This window comes from Methanobrevibacter millerae, assembly GCF_900103415.1.
GTDB lineage: Archaea > Methanobacteriota > Methanobacteria > Methanobacteriales > Methanobacteriaceae > Methanocatella > Methanocatella millerae.
In genome coordinates, this window is the sequence record NZ_FMXB01000007.1 from 13712 (window position 1) to 28127 (window position 14416).

Sequence of the window (14416 nt, forward strand, 5' to 3'; positions counted from 1 at the left end):
TTTAATGAATGGGATTTATTATTATTTGATAGCCTTCACACTTATCTGGATATTGGCTTTTGCATTTAAAAATAAATTGTCCAATCATGGTTTCGAAATTGATTTTCCCGTAATAATGTGGAAAACGGAAAGGCTTAGGGGCTTCATAAAACGTATTGCAAATATATCTCCACGTTTCTGGAAGTATTTCATGAGTGTGGGTGTTGTCGTTTCTTTCGGTGCAATGGTATTCATGACATGGACCCTCGTGTCCTCACTTGAAACGATTTCCACGACCCCATCGGTTTCCCTGGTGATTCCGGGTGTTGAAATGCCGGGTTCATCAATTTACGTCCCGTTCGTTTATGGATTAATATCTCTGGCTACTGTATTGATAGTTCATGAATTCTCGCATGGAATACTTGCAACAGCTGAAAAGATTTCCATCAAATCAATAGGATTATTGTTGTTTTTAGTAATTCCCGGAGCTTTTGTAGAGCCTGACGAAGCGGAACTGGTAGCTTCAAAAAAATTATCTCAGTTAAGGGTTTATGCGGCAGGTTCCGTTGCAAACATGTCCCTGGCTGCCGTGGCTCTGGTGATATTTTTGGTAATTTCAAGCTTTGCGATTCCCGCTAACTTTCATGAAAACGGAATTGAAATCGGCCGTGTTGTGGGAGATTCTCCTGCAAGCGAATGCTTAAAGGAAGGAATGGTAATCGAATCAATTGACAATCATACAGTAGACGGTTCTGAAAGCTATTTGAATGTTGTCGGAACCTTTAAACCTGGAGACAATGTAACGGTAGGAACCGATCAGGGTGATTTCACGCTGACTCTAGGCAAGAATCCCAACAATGAATCCGTTGGTTATTTTGGTATTTCAGCCGCAAAGCATTATGAACTGTCAAACAATGCATTCGGACCTTTACCTTGGATTTATTTCGAGTTGCTGGAGCTGTTCCAGTGGATGTTTGTTTTGAATTTGGGAATTGGCTTATTCAATTTACTGCCGATGAAGCCTTTGGACGGGGGTAAAATGCTTGAGGTTTTACTGAGCTACAAGCTTCCAGAACATCAGTATAAGCCATTGGTCAATTCAATTTCTGTAATAATGGCATTAATCATAATATTCAGCTTGGTTGCTGGATTTTTATGAATTTTCTTTTTTTGATGGTTTTCGGTTAAAAAATAAAAAAAATTGAAAGAAAATGAATTCTTTCAATCTAGAAGTATCTTTCTAAAATACCTTCTAAAATTTTGTAGTGACGACCTTCGTCTTTTGAGCTTTCTCTGAAGAAGTCAGCAGCGGTTTCAATTCCGGCTTCAGCTGCTTTTTCAGATGCTTCTCTTTTTTCGGCGTTAGCCATTTTTTCTCCACCCATCATCCATTCGATGTTTTCTTTAAGGGTGTCTTTGATGATTCCGTTCATTTCACAGAATCTTGCAGCATGTTCAGCTTCTTCCCATGCCAGTCTTTTGAAAACTTCAGCTAACTCTCCGTAACCTTCTCTTGAAGCTTGTCTGGACATTGCTAGATAAATTCCTACTTCGTTGGTTTCTCCTTCAAAGTTTCCTGCTACAAATTTTTCTACAGGGGTTCCTTTTGTAATTCCTATTTCATGTTCGTATTTTACCATGACAATACTCTCCATTTATAATTCTTTACAAGCTTGAGCTAATTTTTTACCTAATTCGTAACTTGCAGTGTTTTCTTCTTCATTTGGTACGAAAGTGATTTCCTGTGTGTCAACAACATCAAATCCGCATCCGTTTAATTCTTCAGCGAGCATTTTAGGAGTTCCTCCTCTTCCGCCCATTGAACCGAAGGTAACTGCTTTTCTTACGATGCCTGTTCTGTTGAACAGGAGACCTTTAAGGTAGTACATGATGTCTCCGATACTTGGGTATGGCACATCGTTGATTGTAGGGTCACCGACAGCAATTCCTTTACTGGTCAGGATGCTTTTGACAATTTCTGATCTTTCATCTTCGTGCAGGAAGAAGATTTCAACATCATAGCCTTCGGATATTGCACCTTCAGCAATTTCGTGAGCCATTGCTTGGGTTGAGTAGTGCATTGTGTCGTAGATGATTGTGATTTTGTCTTCACATACACCGGTTGCCCAGTTTTGGTAAGCTCCGATAATCTGCATTGGGTCGGTCCAGATTTGACCGTGGGATGGAGCGATTACTTTGATTTGTTCGAGCAATCCTAATTCAACTACTTCATCCAATTTTTTAAGTACAAGTTTGGAAAGTGGGGTAATGAGGTTTGCGTAGAATTTCTGAGCTGCGTCCATGAGGACGTATTCAGGAATTTCGTCACTGAACCTTTTTGTGTAACATAAGTGCTGACCGAATGCGTCGTTAGGGAATAAAATACCTGTGTCGTCTGCAAGCAGGGTAAACATGCTGTCAGGCCAGTGGAGCAGGAATGCGTCCAGGAATGCCAGGGTTCTTCCGCCCACATCAAGGGTGTCTCCGGTTCCGACTGTAATGAATTCGGCGCCTTCCAATTTAGGATAATGTTTTAAAAGACCGTTTACAGCGATTTTTGTACAGTAAATAGGTGCTTCAGGGAATCTTTTGTGCAAGTCATATAAAACACCTGAGTGGTCTTTTTCCACGTGGTTCTGGATGATGTAGTCTACTTTTACATCTCTTCCTTCCTGAGCGAATGCGTCATCGATACGTGCCATCATTTCGGCGGTTTTGCCAGGGTAGGCATTATCAATGATTGCGGCTTTGTCTTCTCCAAATACAAGGTATGCATTGTAAGTGGTTCCATCTAAAGTATATCCGTGGTAGCTTCTTAAATCCCAGTCAAGAACACCAATCCAATATACTCCTTCAGCTATTTTTTGAGCGTTGGCTTTCATATTAATCTCCTCAAAATAAATTTTGTTCGAATCCATACGAATGGCATATGAATTTAATATAACTTTGTAAAAGTCAATATATATAGATTATGTTTTTAAGAATTGTTCGTTTTTTTTAATTGAACAAAAATTAAAATAATAAATAAAATTTAAATAATGATTTCATTTTTTTAGAATTGATATAAAGTTTAGTTAATTTTATTAACTTTAAAAAATAAACTTTTAAACATGAGGTGTAATTAATGGGGGATGAAAAACCGATTCAGATTTTCTCAAATCCCGAAAAGAATGTAGGCATTAATGTAGTGAAAAGTCCTGTGAAGCTCACTATTCTTGAAATGCTAAGGGACAGTGAAATGGAATTCGATGAAATAGTTGTAAATACTGGAAAATCAAAATCCACAGTTTCCGTTCATTTAAAAAGCTTAAGGGAAATGGGAATAGTTTCATTTAAAATTCATCCCGAAGACAATCGTAAGAAGATATTTTACCTCAATTCAAAATACCTGGGTTCAGTTAACCTCACCGAACAGAAGGAAATCGAAGAAACCCAAAAGGACTATCTGATTGAAAACATCATCGAGGAAAACGGTGACTTTACAGTTTTATTGTTCCATACCCTAAGATCAATGCTCATTCAGGAAGGAATCAACATCGACCCGGTATTGCAGGCAACCGGAAATCGAATAGGCAAATCCCTTTTTGATATTGTATATGATGACGATCTGGAAGTATTTTTAGCTAATATTGCCGAATTCTGGGAAAATAATGGATTGGGCAGGCTTTCATTTGAAATAGGTGACATCATAAAAATCACTTCAGTGGACTGCTTTGAATGCAAACTGCTGCCTAAAACAGGAAAGCCGGCATGCTTTTTGGATGCGGGAATTATCGAAGCGTTATTCACCGAATACTTTAATTTGCCTGTCAGTGTAATCGAAATCCAGTGTTATACTATGGGTGATGGCAAATGCGTTTTCGAAATTGAACCGCTGCCATTAAATTGAAATCAGTCATCCAATTTAATGATAGTGGTCGTAAGGTAAGGCTTGTCCTTTGAAAAGCCTTCAATAATCTTTTCGTTTTCACGCGTACAGTTTTGGACTGAATAAACGTCCTTTGTACGTTTGTTGTTCTCTATTTTTAACTCAAGCTTTCTCATATTTCTTGAAGCCTTCATCAATGCTATTGCGTTTGTATATTCCATCACGTCATTGAATCTATCGTCAATTTTGGGAACGACTGTCAGGATATCGTTCTGCTCGACTAAAGCTTCGTTACGTGCAGCTGCACATGCGGTAAATGAGGTAATTCCCGGAACAGTTTCTATTTCATAGGCTCCTTTAAGTTTCTTTTGGACATAGGAATATGTACTGAAAATAGATGGGTCTCCAAGAGTTATGAATGCAACGTCACGACCGGTGTCGAGATACTGTGCAATAAGCTCTGAAGCGGACGTCCAAATCTTTTCAAGCTCATCCTTGTCTTCAATCATCGGGAATATAGGTTCTACAAGCATCAGTTTTTTAAAGTCCTTTCTTTTTTCGATTACTGGTTTTACTATTGAAAGTGCAATACTTTCCTTATCTTTTGAAGATTTTGGTGAAAAAACAACAGGTACCGTTTCCAGTATTCTAACAGCTTTTAATGTTAATAATTCCGTATCTCCTGGTCCTACACCTATTCCAAACAATTTTCCTCTTTCAGCCATTTTATCACTTATAATATTTGTTATCAAACGCTCTTATATAATTTATTTATAGGACATTATACTAATATTATTTGTGATGTCAAATTCAATGTTCTGTCCAAACTGCGGTATGCTTAAAAGCAATTGCATATGTGAAAATAAGGAATCTTTTGAAAATGAAAGTTCTACAACTTTGTTTTCATTTTCACAGCCTAAAGCTGAAAATAAAAGTCTGAATTCCTATGCTGATAAGGTTATTATTAAACACGATGTAGTGGATGATGAGATTCCGGAAGTCTATTGTATTGAAGACCATAAGATGCAGGTTAACAGATTTCTGGAGCTTAAGGAATTATATCCTCATATTGACGATGATATTATTGAGAACTTTCCGTTTTATGAACCCAGATTAGGGCAATTGGAAATAATTCAGGATATTAACGATGCAATCAAGCAGGGCTATAAATACATTATTCTGGAAGCCGGTACGGGAACCGGAAAATCAGCCATAGCCACAACACTGGCCAAAATGTATGAATCAGCCTATATTTTAACGATGACAAAACAGCTGCAGGCCCAATACAGTGACGAATTTAAATTCCCGTTGGTTAAAGGAAGATCCAATTTCGCCTGTTTGAATGATGGGCTTGAAGTAACGTGTGATATGGGAACCTGTAAGACTTCTCCTACTTCAAGCAACTTTTTCTGTTCATATGGTGTTGCCAAAAACCCAACCCTTGATGGAATACTGGCATTTGAAGATTCATTTGGCGGAGCGGTCTTTTACCAGTCATTATCCCACTGTCATTACTGGAGCCAAAAGGCCAATGCAATCAACTCCCCCATTACATTAATGAATTATGATTACGCAATAGCTGAGCTGAATTATGTAAAGCACTTTGGAACCAGATCTTTAATGATTTTAGACGAAGCCCATAATATAGAATCCAAGCTGATGAAAACAATGGAAGTTAACTTATATAATAACCGTCTGGAAAAGGATATCAGCAAGGTCATTTCTAAAGAAACCTTAAAGGACGGCGAAGTTCAGGATTGGATAATGGAGATTTCAGCAATCGGTGATGCTTATGAGGACATTGACGTTAAGGATTTATCCAAAAACAAGGCTGAAAGGATTCGATCTACAATTTCAAGACTTAAAATTCTTAAAAAGAATCTTGAAAACGAGCCTGAAAACTGGGTCATTGACAGCGACGAGACAGGTGTGTCATTCAAGCCTTTAAGGGTTCACCATTATGCCAAGAACAATCTTTTAAAGTACGGAGATGTTGTTATTTTCATGAGTGCAACTATTTTATCCAGCAACTTATTTGCAAAGTGGCTAGGATTATCCCCTGATGAAGTCTATCACATCAAGGTGGACAGCCCTTTCACCAAGGAAAAGAGGCCTATAATTCTGAATCTGGCCGGAAAGATGTCTAAAAACAGGGTAGCTAAAACCGCACCAAAGACCATTCCTATTTTAAAGGAGATTTTAGAAAGGCATAAAGATGAAAAGGGACTTATTCACACCAACAGCTATAAGTGCCAGCATTATATTAACAATAACCTGATTAATTCAAGGCTTATTTCCCACAATTCCGATAACAGGGAAAGGATACTTGAATATTTTGAAAAGGACGAAAATCCGTTGGTTCTTGTTTCTCCGTCAATGAGTGAAGGCGTTGATTTGCCTTACGACAAGTGTCGCTTCCAGGTAATCTATAAAATACCGTTTCCTTACCTTGGGGACATGCAGATTAACATGAGACGCAAGAAGGACCAGAAATGGTATGCTTATAAGACTGTAATGACGCTTATGCAGGCCTACGGACGTGGAATGCGTGCGGAAGACGATTACTGCTATACCTATATCCTTGATTCGGACATTAATATGGTGCTTAAAAGTCCTCTTTACCGTTCACTTGTTCCTGATTTCTTTAAGGAAGCTGTTGTAAGAGTTAAAAAATAATGATTTAAATGAAAAAAGATTATTTGGTCTATTCGAAGGATTCTGCTCAAACTTCATTCAAGATTCCTGAAACTTCAAAAGTCGATAATTTAGTTAATGAAGGAAAATTCGACGAAGCTTTAACGTTAATTAATAAGTTAATCGAAAAGGACTCCAATGATTATGAAAACTGGTATTATAAAGGCATTATTCTTGATAATCTTGCCGAGTACGAAAAGGCCGTTGAATCCTTTAAAAAAGCTTTAGTTTTAAATGATGGTGATGAAATCAAGACTTTCATTGCCAATTCATTATACAAATGGGCTAAAATCGCCTTTTTTCCTGACCTGGAATATCAAAAGGCTTTAGCGTTAATTGACGAGGCTTTGGAAATTATTCCTAAAAGTGAAGACTCATCCGAATTCTATTTTTTAAAGGGTGAGATTTTAGAAGCGTTAAAAGAACCTGTTGAAGCCAGAAAAAATTATCTGATTGCTTACGGAGAATTCGATAAGCTAAGGGAATTTGAAGCACAGGTTGATTATTTAAACAATAATGAAGATGTTTTAATCAACATTACCGGAAGCTATTTCTATAACTTCACTCCGAGTGCTGGCCAGATTGTTGATTTGGTAAAAGAGAGTGAAAACGAGTATGACAGTGATGCGATAGCCATATATCTTGATAACAAAAAGGTGGGCTATGTCGCCAACAGCGAATACACGCTTATGGATGGCATTAAAAGCGCTTCAAAAATAAATGGTTTAATTTCCGATGACGCCCAGGCCGAAATATTGTTCGTATATCTGGACGAGTATATCATCGCAAAATTAATATAAAAATAGCGGACCTGGAGGGATTTGAACCCCCGATCTCAGGATCCGAAGTCCTGCGTCATTCCAGACTAGACCACAGGCCCAATAAATTAATTATTTTTCATCATCTTTAAGTTCTTTGACGTCAGCGAAAATTTCATCGATTGATTCGCCGTCAAGCCGAGCTTGTTCATAGTCTTTCTCTTCAATCTCTTCCTTAATCAAACCCTTTTCAGATTCTGATTTTTCACGTGCGGGAGGAAGGTCTTCAACATCAATTTCCTCTTCAGCATTTTCTTTTGATGGTTCTTCTTTTTTGGTGTTCAGGTTTTTAGAAAAAGATTTTTTAAGACTATTCTTTAAATCGTCCATGTCGAACTCGCCGATTTTATAGGATTCCTTGTCAAGCGGAATGTTACTTTTTGGTATGACTTTCTCTTCTTTTTTCTCTTCAACTTTATTTAAGGTTTCCTTTTCTTCCTCAACAGTGTTGATGGAGTCAATCATATTGTCCAGCGGACTTTTCAGGTTAAGTACCTTAAATACTCCGTAAATCAAGAGCAAAATTCCTATAATGATAAGGACTACAACCAAAAAGTTGTTTTCCCCGGAGACAACGTTGTCGATTATTCTCTCTGAACCTGAATTGTAGACAAAAACGGAGGCAACTATAAATACCAGTCCAAGCACTATGCATATTATTGCCAAAACAGGCCTTTCTCCGATTTTAATGTTGACAAGATTGTCAAAGTTATCGCCGATATTGTCTTCAAAGCCTTCAGCCTGATTAATGACCGGAGCCTTTTCATCCAATTGTTCATTGATATTGGTTTCAATTATGTAATTTTCATCAATTTCAGCATTATCTTCTAAATTCACGGCATAGGGATTGTCTTTTCCAGGACGGTAGATGTATTCGTCATCTATTTCATAATCTTCATGTCCTTCATTAAGGAAATTGATTAATTCTTCGTCCTCTTCGAAATCATCTTCATCGAATTCAAGCTCCGAGTTTTCCGGCTTTTCCTCATCGTCCATATGATCAAGCATGTTTTTTAAATTGGAAATCCTATGCTCTTTTTCTTTAGAATCTTTCATATGAATCCTCTTAATCGTAATCTCTCCATTTGTGGCCGCATGATGCGCATTCAAAGAACCTTGTAGGTGCTTCATCCGCACTACGGGTTTGTTTTAATTCATAGTAAGCTTCATTATGGCCACATTCAGGACATATTTCAGTGATTTTTGATCTTAAATCAATAGCTTCACCCATGTCAACAACGCCTTGTTTACCTTTCACTTCCTGGTGAACGGAATATTCGTTGTTGTCTGAAGCCAAATCCTTTGTATATCCACAAGCGCATTTAAGTTTGTTATCATTAGGAAGTAACATTGCACCACATTCCGGGCAAAATTCCATTATATCAACCTCTTAATTTTTATCCTATCTATTTAAAATCTTTTTTTTAAATTATATAAAGTTATAGTTTTTCTAATTAGAATATTTACTTGGAAAGGGAATTGAAACAATCATTTATAATTTTTTCATGGTCAAAGGCAAGATTCATCTTTTCCAAATCTCCTTTGCTGAAAATTGCTATATCGCATGCGTCGTCATCAGCTTTCATATCTGCCATATTTCCCTTTGCGGTATATGCAATACTTACGGTATGTCTTCGGGGATCTCTTGAAGGGTCTGAATAAACTCCAACAAGCTCTTTTAGGTTTACTTTAATGCTGGTTTCTTCCAAAGCTTCCCTTATTGCAGCGTCTTCAACGCATTCGCCGTAATCAACAAAACCTCCGGGAAGTGCCCAGTAGTTCTTGTAGGGTTCATTTCCTCTCTTTATTAAAATGAAATTTTCATCTTCATCAAAAATAAAAATGTCTACCGTCAAGCTGGGATTTTTATATTTTCCCATACGTATCACACAAAAAATAAGAATAAAATTATTGAAGCTATAAATTGTCTTCAATAAGTTGTTTGAAAGTTGCGCTGTCTGATTTGAGTTGTTCAGCAGCTTTTTTCAATGCAGCCTTTGGGTCTGCGCCGTTTGTCTTTATGGTCATTATTGGTTTGCCTGTAAGCGGGTGGTCGATATTGTATACTGCGTATTCAACATCATCATCCTGCATTAAAATGTGTCTGAGTGCATTACATACTCCGTGGCTTTCATCTTCAATTTCAAATTCGATTTCGGTTGCACTACTTTTTAAAACTCTGATATTATCCATTTTATCTACCTTATCTATTCATTTACATAGTTTATTGATACTTTACGCTTTTCTTTTTTGTTACATGAATTACATTGAACTTCGTCTCTTTTGTTGGTGGTGTGCATGTAGTCCCTGCAGCGGGTACACATTGCCTTTAGGACACCACAGTCTTTATCTACAGTACTTAAATCAACGTTATCTCCAGTGATTTTAACTACCTTTGCCTGAACGATATCTCCTATTCTGAATGCATCGCCCACCTTTTCAAGATAGTCCTTTTTTGCCTGAGAGATGTGAATGGCTCCCATATAAGGCAAGGCTAGAGGTCTTGGATTATCCTTGATGCAGTCTATATTGATGTTAGCCCTTTGAGGCTTGATGTCGGTAATCTGACCGTATACAATGTCGCCCTTTTTCAAAAGAGCAGGCTTGCCTAGCTTTGAATCGACTGAGATAATTCTTCTTTTACCATTAATCTTGACATTTCCTAGTACTGATGATTTAATTTCTCCATTATCGTCGTAAGTACCGTCTCCCGGTACATATTGTTCAATTATTCCTAATTTATCGCCTGGCATTACTATTTGATCTTTATCTACGCCCATATTAAATCACCAAAGTAAGAAAAAAATTTTTTATTAATATATTAATTTTATTAATGTTCATATTTATAGTTAGTGCAATTATCTTTTGTGAAAGAGTATTTCATCCAGCTGATAATTTTCCCAATCTCTTTTATTTAAAACAATTTCAAGCTCCTGTGGAGTGATAAGTGGTTTTTTATACATCTGGGAATCATCAATAGCTATTCTTGGACATGCAGTTACCACAAATGCGTCCAATTCAAGATATGCTAAAAGAGCATCCGGATTAACGTTATCAAGCATTATTATAAATCCTTCCATTCCATTGTCCTTAAGAATCCTTTTGATTTCATTTGCAAGTTCCATCCTGTACTGGCCTTCCTTTGATGAAACGATGATACCCCATTTTTTCGCTTCCCTGGCCTTCACTATTCTTGCAAATCTTATTCTTAAAATCCTGTCCGCATATTCGGTCATTTCCCTGATTTCGCTGTTATATGGGTCAAGGGCAAAGACAGGGGTGTTTGTGAATAAGTGGATTCCTAAAGGATGAAAATTTCCGCTTCCCACAAAGAGGAATACTTCAGCATCCAGATTTTTGATTGAAGAGAAGTTGCAGCCCAATACCTGACCCTTTCTTGTGCTTTTGGATGATCCGAGCACGACTTCCTTTCCGTTATCCTCAAGAAAATCCTTCATTTCATTTAAAAGATGCAGATGCTGGGTTGTGGTAACAAGTCCGATTCTTGAATAGTCAGTTAAGACTTCAAGGCATCTTTTCAAATCCTTTTTAACGTCAATGTTTGCAAAGGCCTCTATGAAAAGGGTTGGAGTTTCATATCTGATTGGAAGGGGGGTATGGCCGAAGTGTATTATCAAATCAACGGAATCCTTCATCTTGTAGTCGCTTACGTCGCAGGCTCCAAAGCAAGGGTCTCCGGAAATTATCACATTAACGTCGCATTCATCTTCAATTATTCGGGCAACGTTTACCGCCTGCATCTTAAGTCCTTCCGGAAACTGCAGACCAACTGTTTTAATGTCTTGGGAGTTGATTTTGCGGATTACCCTATCCAAATCCATATTGTACAGTGACATTTTAATCTTCAATCGTTTTTTCAATGACTACCTTTCCGTCAATGACATCAAGCTTGATTATGCTTAAAAGTTCAATGCCGGTTTCCTTTTCAACGATTTTCTTTCCTTCGCCCTTTTCAATGACTGCCACTGCAGACTTGATTTCAAGGTCCATGTCCTGTAAGGTTTTAAGCAGGGCTATGAAGGTTCCTCCGGTACTTACAACATCATCGATGATTAATATTTTTTCGCCTGGGTGCAAATCGTTAATGTAGAGGTTTGATGAGCCGTATCCGGTTTTCTGATATACTTCCTGTTCACCCTCAAGACCGTATTGCCTTTTTCTGATTACAACAAAAGGAATATCGGTTGCAAGGGACAGTGCGGTAGCCAAATGTATTCCCATGGCTTCAACAGCAACGATTTTATCAACATCCAAATCCGCATGTTTGTGTACTGCCAATGACAATTCACGTAGCATTTTAGGGTCCATGGCAGGAACGCCATCACTTATGGGATTTACAAAATAATTATAATCTCCCTTTTTTACAATAGGGGATGATTCCAAAGATTTCTTTACTTCTTCCAACATAGTACTCACACAAAAATTTTAAAGTTAATAATAAATATATCTTATTATAATATTAATTATATTTATTTAAAAAAGTGATAATATGCTCGGTAATTTAGGAGAAAATCTTACTAATACAATGAAAAAATTAGTAGGAATGTCAGTTATTGATAAAAAAACAATAAAAGAAGTTGTTAAAGATATCCAACGTGCATTAATTCAATCTGATGTTAATATTGCTTTAGTTTTAGATTTATCAAAAAGAATAGAAAACAGGGCTCTTGAAGAGGAACCTCCAAAGGGAATCACTCCAAGGGAGCATGTCATAACAATCATTTATGAGGAAATGGTAAATCTGTTGGGAAGCGAAGCCGTACCATTGGACATTAACGAAAGGCCTTTTAAGATTCTATTTTTAGGTCTTCAGGGTAGCGGTAAGACAACTACCATAGGTAAACTGTGCAGATACCTGCAGAAAAAGGGTTTCAACCCTGCAGTCGTATGTACGGACACATGGAGGCCTGCAGCTTATGAGCAGCTAAGGCAGTTAACCGAAGAGATGGACGTTCCGCTTTACGGCGATCCGGAAAACAAGGACGCTTTAGATTTAGCCAAAAAGGGTCTTGATGAGTTCAAGAACCGTAAGGTAATAATTTTCGATACTGCAGGTAGGCACAAGGAAGAATCTGATTTGATTGCTGAAATGGATCAGCTGGACGATATAATCAATCCTACCGAAGCAATTCTTGTAATTGACGGAACAATAGGTCAGCAGGCAGGTGAACAGGCAAGAGCGTTTTCACAGGCCACTGATATCGGTTCCATTATCATTACCAAACTCGACGGTTCAGCAAAAGGTGGGGGCGCATTGTCCGCCGTTGCAGAAACCGGAGCTCCAATCAAGTTCATCGGTACTGGTGAGAGGATTGACGACTTTGAAGTATTCGACCCTGAAAGGTTCATATCAAGATTATTGGGTATGGGAGACATCAAAAGCCTGATTGAAAAGGCTGAAGAGAATATCGATGAGGATATTGCCCAAAAGACGATGAACAACATGCTGACGGGCAAGTTCACCCTTGAAGACATGAAAAACCAGTTTGAAATGATGAACAAGATGGGTCCTATGCAGCAGGTCTTAAACATGATTCCTGGAATGGGAAACAAGATTTCCAAGGAAGCCTCCCAGATGACAGAAGACAAAATCGAGTCCTATAAGATTATGATGTCATCAATGACCAAGGAGGAGATGCAGAATCCGAAAATCATAAAGCAGTCAAGAATCCAGAGGATTGCACGCGGTGCCGGTGTTGATGAATCCGAAGTAAAAGAGCTTTTAAAATACTATAATAACACCAAAAAGACCATGAAGGGATTTGGAAAACGTGGCGGCCGTCTAGGCGGCGGTGCAATGAACCGTATGATGGGCCAATTCATGAGATAGATTCACATGCAGTTAGTTGATGAAATCATTGAAAAATCAGACGGCAAACTCTGCAGGCATTGCCTTGGAAGGATGCTTTCAAAAAGCATTGACGGTGAAGACAACGTTTCAAGAGCTGAATCATTGGATTTGGATTTGGACTTTAATGAATGCGTAATTTGCGATAACATCTTTGACAAGATTGATGATGAGCTCTTTGGAAAAATATATGATAAGCTCGTTTTTCTTGAAGTGGAATTTGACTCCTTTGTAGTCGGCTCCAGAATTCCTAAAGAGGTTCAGCAGAGGGATGAAGAATTCATTAAGGATTTGGATTTGGATGTTGAGCCAATAAAAAAGGAAATCAATAGGATTATAGGAAAAGAATTGGAAAATACCTTAAAAAAAGAAGTCAATTTCGAAAAGCAGGACATTATCGTTAACGTTAATTTAATTAAAAACCCCAAGGTCAGGGTTCAGATTAATCCTATTTTCATTGAAGGAAAATACAATAAACTGGTTCGTGGAATTCCCCAGACAAAATGGCCCTGCGGCAAATGCAAAGGCAGGGGATGTGAGGAATGCAATTTCACGGGAAAGCAGTATCCATGCTCCGTTGAGGAATTAATATCTGAACATGTTTTAAAAGCAACTAAAGGTTATGAGGCAAAGTTCCACGGTGCCGGTCGTGAAGACATTGACGTGCTGATGCTGGGTTCCGGAAGACCATTTGTCCTAGAAATAAAGGAACCTAGAATAAGAAAAATTGATTTGGAAAAATTGGAAAAGGAAATCAATGAAATTAATGAGGGAAAAACTCAGTATCATGGTTTGAAGTTTTGCGAAAGAAAGAGAAAGGCGGAGATTAAAGTATCTTCACCGGATGCATATAAGGTTTACAGGGCTCTTGTGAAATGCGAAGAGGCCTATGACAAGGATAAATTAGTGGCTTTGAAGGATTTGGGCGAAATCCACCAGCAGACTCCTATAAGGGTTTCACACAGGCGTGCCGACAAGGTTAGAATCAAGCATGTCCTGGATTTATCCTATGAAATAATCGACGATACCTCCTTTGAAATGACAATCAAAACCGAAGGGGGATTATACATCAAGGAACTGATTTCCGGAGATGAAGGAAGGTCAAATCCCAACGTCGCTGAAAAACTGGGCGTTAAGGCGATTTGTGAAAAATTGGATGTAATTGAAGTAAGTGAAAAGTAGTGATAA

16 protein-coding genes and 1 tRNA gene are annotated in these 14416 nt (G+C 37.9%); 6 read left to right on the forward strand and 11 right to left on the reverse strand.

The features are described 5' to 3' along the window. The first annotated feature begins 4 nt into the window (after window positions 1–4). Window positions 5–1138, forward strand: coding sequence for a site-2 protease family protein (locus tag F3G70_RS05220; protein WP_149731651.1), 1134 nt, complete (start codon window positions 5–7; stop codon window positions 1136–1138). Window positions 1139–1205: 67 nt separating this feature from the next. Here F3G70_RS05220 and F3G70_RS05225 read toward each other — a convergent pair whose 3' ends face one another. Next, complete coding sequence (locus F3G70_RS05225) at window positions 1206–1619, reverse strand: ferritin-like domain-containing protein (protein WP_149731652.1); 414 nt, start codon at window positions 1617–1619, stop codon at window positions 1206–1208. 15 nt (window positions 1620–1634) lie between these two features. Beyond that, window positions 1635–2861, reverse strand: a complete 1227-nt coding sequence (locus F3G70_RS05230; protein ID WP_149731653.1) for an FprA family A-type flavoprotein — start codon at window positions 2859–2861, stop codon at window positions 1635–1637. Window positions 2862–3103: 242 nt separating this feature from the next. On the opposite strand from F3G70_RS05230, the gene F3G70_RS05235 reads away from it, so the two are divergent. Next, window positions 3104–3868, forward strand: coding sequence for a V4R domain-containing protein (locus tag F3G70_RS05235; RefSeq protein WP_149731654.1), 765 nt, complete (start codon window positions 3104–3106; stop codon window positions 3866–3868). Window positions 3869–3870: 2 nt separating this feature from the next. On the opposite strand, the gene cobI is transcribed toward F3G70_RS05235, so the two are convergent. Then, a complete protein-coding gene (gene cobI / locus F3G70_RS05240; RefSeq protein ID WP_149731655.1) occupies window positions 3871–4572 on the reverse strand; it encodes a precorrin-2 C(20)-methyltransferase in 702 nt (233 codons plus the stop codon). A 76-nt stretch (window positions 4573–4648) separates the two neighbouring features. On the opposite strand from cobI, the gene F3G70_RS05245 reads away from it, so the two are divergent. Continuing rightward, a complete protein-coding gene (locus F3G70_RS05245) occupies window positions 4649–6523 on the forward strand; it encodes a helicase C-terminal domain-containing protein (RefSeq protein ID WP_149731656.1) in 1875 nt (624 codons plus the stop codon). Window positions 6524–6531: 8 nt separating this feature from the next. Further along, on the forward strand, window positions 6532–7341 hold the full coding sequence (locus F3G70_RS05250) for an HIRAN domain-containing protein (protein WP_149731657.1): 810 nt from the start codon (window positions 6532–6534) through the stop codon (window positions 7339–7341). A 6-nt stretch (window positions 7342–7347) separates the two neighbouring features. Here the strand turns inward: F3G70_RS05250 and F3G70_RS05255 are convergent. From F3G70_RS05255 to hpt, 8 genes are all read right to left on the reverse strand, one after another. Beyond that, window positions 7348–7421 (reverse strand) — tRNA-Arg (locus F3G70_RS05255). Between the two features lie 10 nt (window positions 7422–7431). Continuing rightward, window positions 7432–8415: a topoisomerase IV gene (locus F3G70_RS05260; protein ID WP_149731658.1), complete on the reverse strand. Its 984-nt coding sequence runs from the start codon at window positions 8413–8415 to the stop codon at window positions 7432–7434. Between the two features lie 10 nt (window positions 8416–8425). After that, window positions 8426–8737, reverse strand: coding sequence for a transcription factor S (locus tag F3G70_RS05265; protein WP_149731659.1), 312 nt, complete (start codon window positions 8735–8737; stop codon window positions 8426–8428). An 85-nt stretch (window positions 8738–8822) separates the two neighbouring features. After that, window positions 8823–9239: an NUDIX domain-containing protein gene (locus F3G70_RS05270; RefSeq protein WP_149731660.1), complete on the reverse strand. Its 417-nt coding sequence runs from the start codon at window positions 9237–9239 to the stop codon at window positions 8823–8825. Window positions 9240–9276: 37 nt separating this feature from the next. Then, window positions 9277–9552 (reverse strand): DNA-directed RNA polymerase subunit L, encoded by a 276-nt coding sequence (locus F3G70_RS05275; protein WP_149731661.1) that lies wholly within the window; start codon window positions 9550–9552, stop codon window positions 9277–9279. Window positions 9553–9566: 14 nt separating this feature from the next. Continuing rightward, window positions 9567–10139 carry an exosome complex RNA-binding protein Csl4 gene (locus F3G70_RS05280; RefSeq protein ID WP_149731662.1) on the reverse strand — a complete coding sequence of 191 codons (573 nt, stop codon included), beginning with the start codon at window positions 10137–10139 and terminating at the stop codon, window positions 9567–9569. A gap of 78 nt (window positions 10140–10217) precedes the next feature. Beyond that, the gene (gene dph2 / locus F3G70_RS05285; RefSeq protein WP_149731663.1) at window positions 10218–11216 is read right to left on the reverse strand and encodes a diphthamide biosynthesis enzyme Dph2; all 999 of its coding nucleotides are present in this window, start codon (window positions 11214–11216) and stop codon (window positions 10218–10220) included. Window position 11217: 1 nt separating this feature from the next. Then, the gene (gene hpt / locus F3G70_RS05290; protein ID WP_149731664.1) at window positions 11218–11787 is read right to left on the reverse strand and encodes a hypoxanthine/guanine phosphoribosyltransferase; all 570 of its coding nucleotides are present in this window, start codon (window positions 11785–11787) and stop codon (window positions 11218–11220) included. A gap of 82 nt (window positions 11788–11869) precedes the next feature. Here hpt and F3G70_RS05295 point away from each other — a divergent pair, with 82 nt between their 5' ends. Together F3G70_RS05295 and F3G70_RS05300 are read left to right on the forward strand one after the other, a co-directional pair. Further along, window positions 11870–13210, forward strand: a complete 1341-nt coding sequence (locus tag F3G70_RS05295; RefSeq protein WP_149731665.1) for a signal recognition particle protein Srp54 — start codon at window positions 11870–11872, stop codon at window positions 13208–13210. Between the two features lie 6 nt (window positions 13211–13216). Beyond that, complete coding sequence (locus tag F3G70_RS05300; protein ID WP_149731666.1) at window positions 13217–14410, forward strand: tRNA pseudouridine(54/55) synthase Pus10; 1194 nt, start codon at window positions 13217–13219, stop codon at window positions 14408–14410. Window positions 14411–14416 lie beyond the last annotated feature (6 nt).

What these genes read in the sequence shown, in the direction of transcription:
- F3G70_RS05220 (WP_149731651.1), top strand. Translation starts at nt 5, where the DNA reads ATGAATGGGATTTATTATTATTTGATAGCCTTCACACTTATCTGGATA.
- F3G70_RS05225 (WP_149731652.1), bottom strand. Translation starts at nt 1,619, where the DNA reads ATGGTAAAATACGAACATGAAATAGGAATTACAAAAGGAACCCCTGTA.
- F3G70_RS05230 (WP_149731653.1), bottom strand. Translation starts at nt 2,861, where the DNA reads ATGAAAGCCAACGCTCAAAAAATAGCTGAAGGAGTATATTGGATTGGT.
- F3G70_RS05235 (WP_149731654.1), top strand. Translation starts at nt 3,104, where the DNA reads ATGGGGGATGAAAAACCGATTCAGATTTTCTCAAATCCCGAAAAGAAT.
- cobI (WP_149731655.1), bottom strand. Translation starts at nt 4,572, where the DNA reads ATGGCTGAAAGAGGAAAATTGTTTGGAATAGGTGTAGGACCAGGAGAT.
- F3G70_RS05245 (WP_149731656.1), top strand. Translation starts at nt 4,649, where the DNA reads ATGTCAAATTCAATGTTCTGTCCAAACTGCGGTATGCTTAAAAGCAAT.
- F3G70_RS05250 (WP_149731657.1), top strand. Translation starts at nt 6,532, where the DNA reads ATGAAAAAAGATTATTTGGTCTATTCGAAGGATTCTGCTCAAACTTCA.
- F3G70_RS05260 (WP_149731658.1), bottom strand. Translation starts at nt 8,415, where the DNA reads ATGAAAGATTCTAAAGAAAAAGAGCATAGGATTTCCAATTTAAAAAAC.
- F3G70_RS05265 (WP_149731659.1), bottom strand. Translation starts at nt 8,737, where the DNA reads ATGGAATTTTGCCCGGAATGTGGTGCAATGTTACTTCCTAATGATAAC.
- F3G70_RS05270 (WP_149731660.1), bottom strand. Translation starts at nt 9,239, where the DNA reads ATGGGAAAATATAAAAATCCCAGCTTGACGGTAGACATTTTTATTTTT.
- F3G70_RS05275 (WP_149731661.1), bottom strand. Translation starts at nt 9,552, where the DNA reads ATGGATAATATCAGAGTTTTAAAAAGTAGTGCAACCGAAATCGAATTT.
- F3G70_RS05280 (WP_149731662.1), bottom strand. Translation starts at nt 10,139, where the DNA reads ATGGGCGTAGATAAAGATCAAATAGTAATGCCAGGCGATAAATTAGGA.
- dph2 (WP_149731663.1), bottom strand. Translation starts at nt 11,216, where the DNA reads ATGTCACTGTACAATATGGATTTGGATAGGGTAATCCGCAAAATCAAC.
- hpt (WP_149731664.1), bottom strand. Translation starts at nt 11,787, where the DNA reads ATGTTGGAAGAAGTAAAGAAATCTTTGGAATCATCCCCTATTGTAAAA.
- F3G70_RS05295 (WP_149731665.1), top strand. Translation starts at nt 11,870, where the DNA reads ATGCTCGGTAATTTAGGAGAAAATCTTACTAATACAATGAAAAAATTA.
- F3G70_RS05300 (WP_149731666.1), top strand. Translation starts at nt 13,217, where the DNA reads ATGCAGTTAGTTGATGAAATCATTGAAAAATCAGACGGCAAACTCTGC.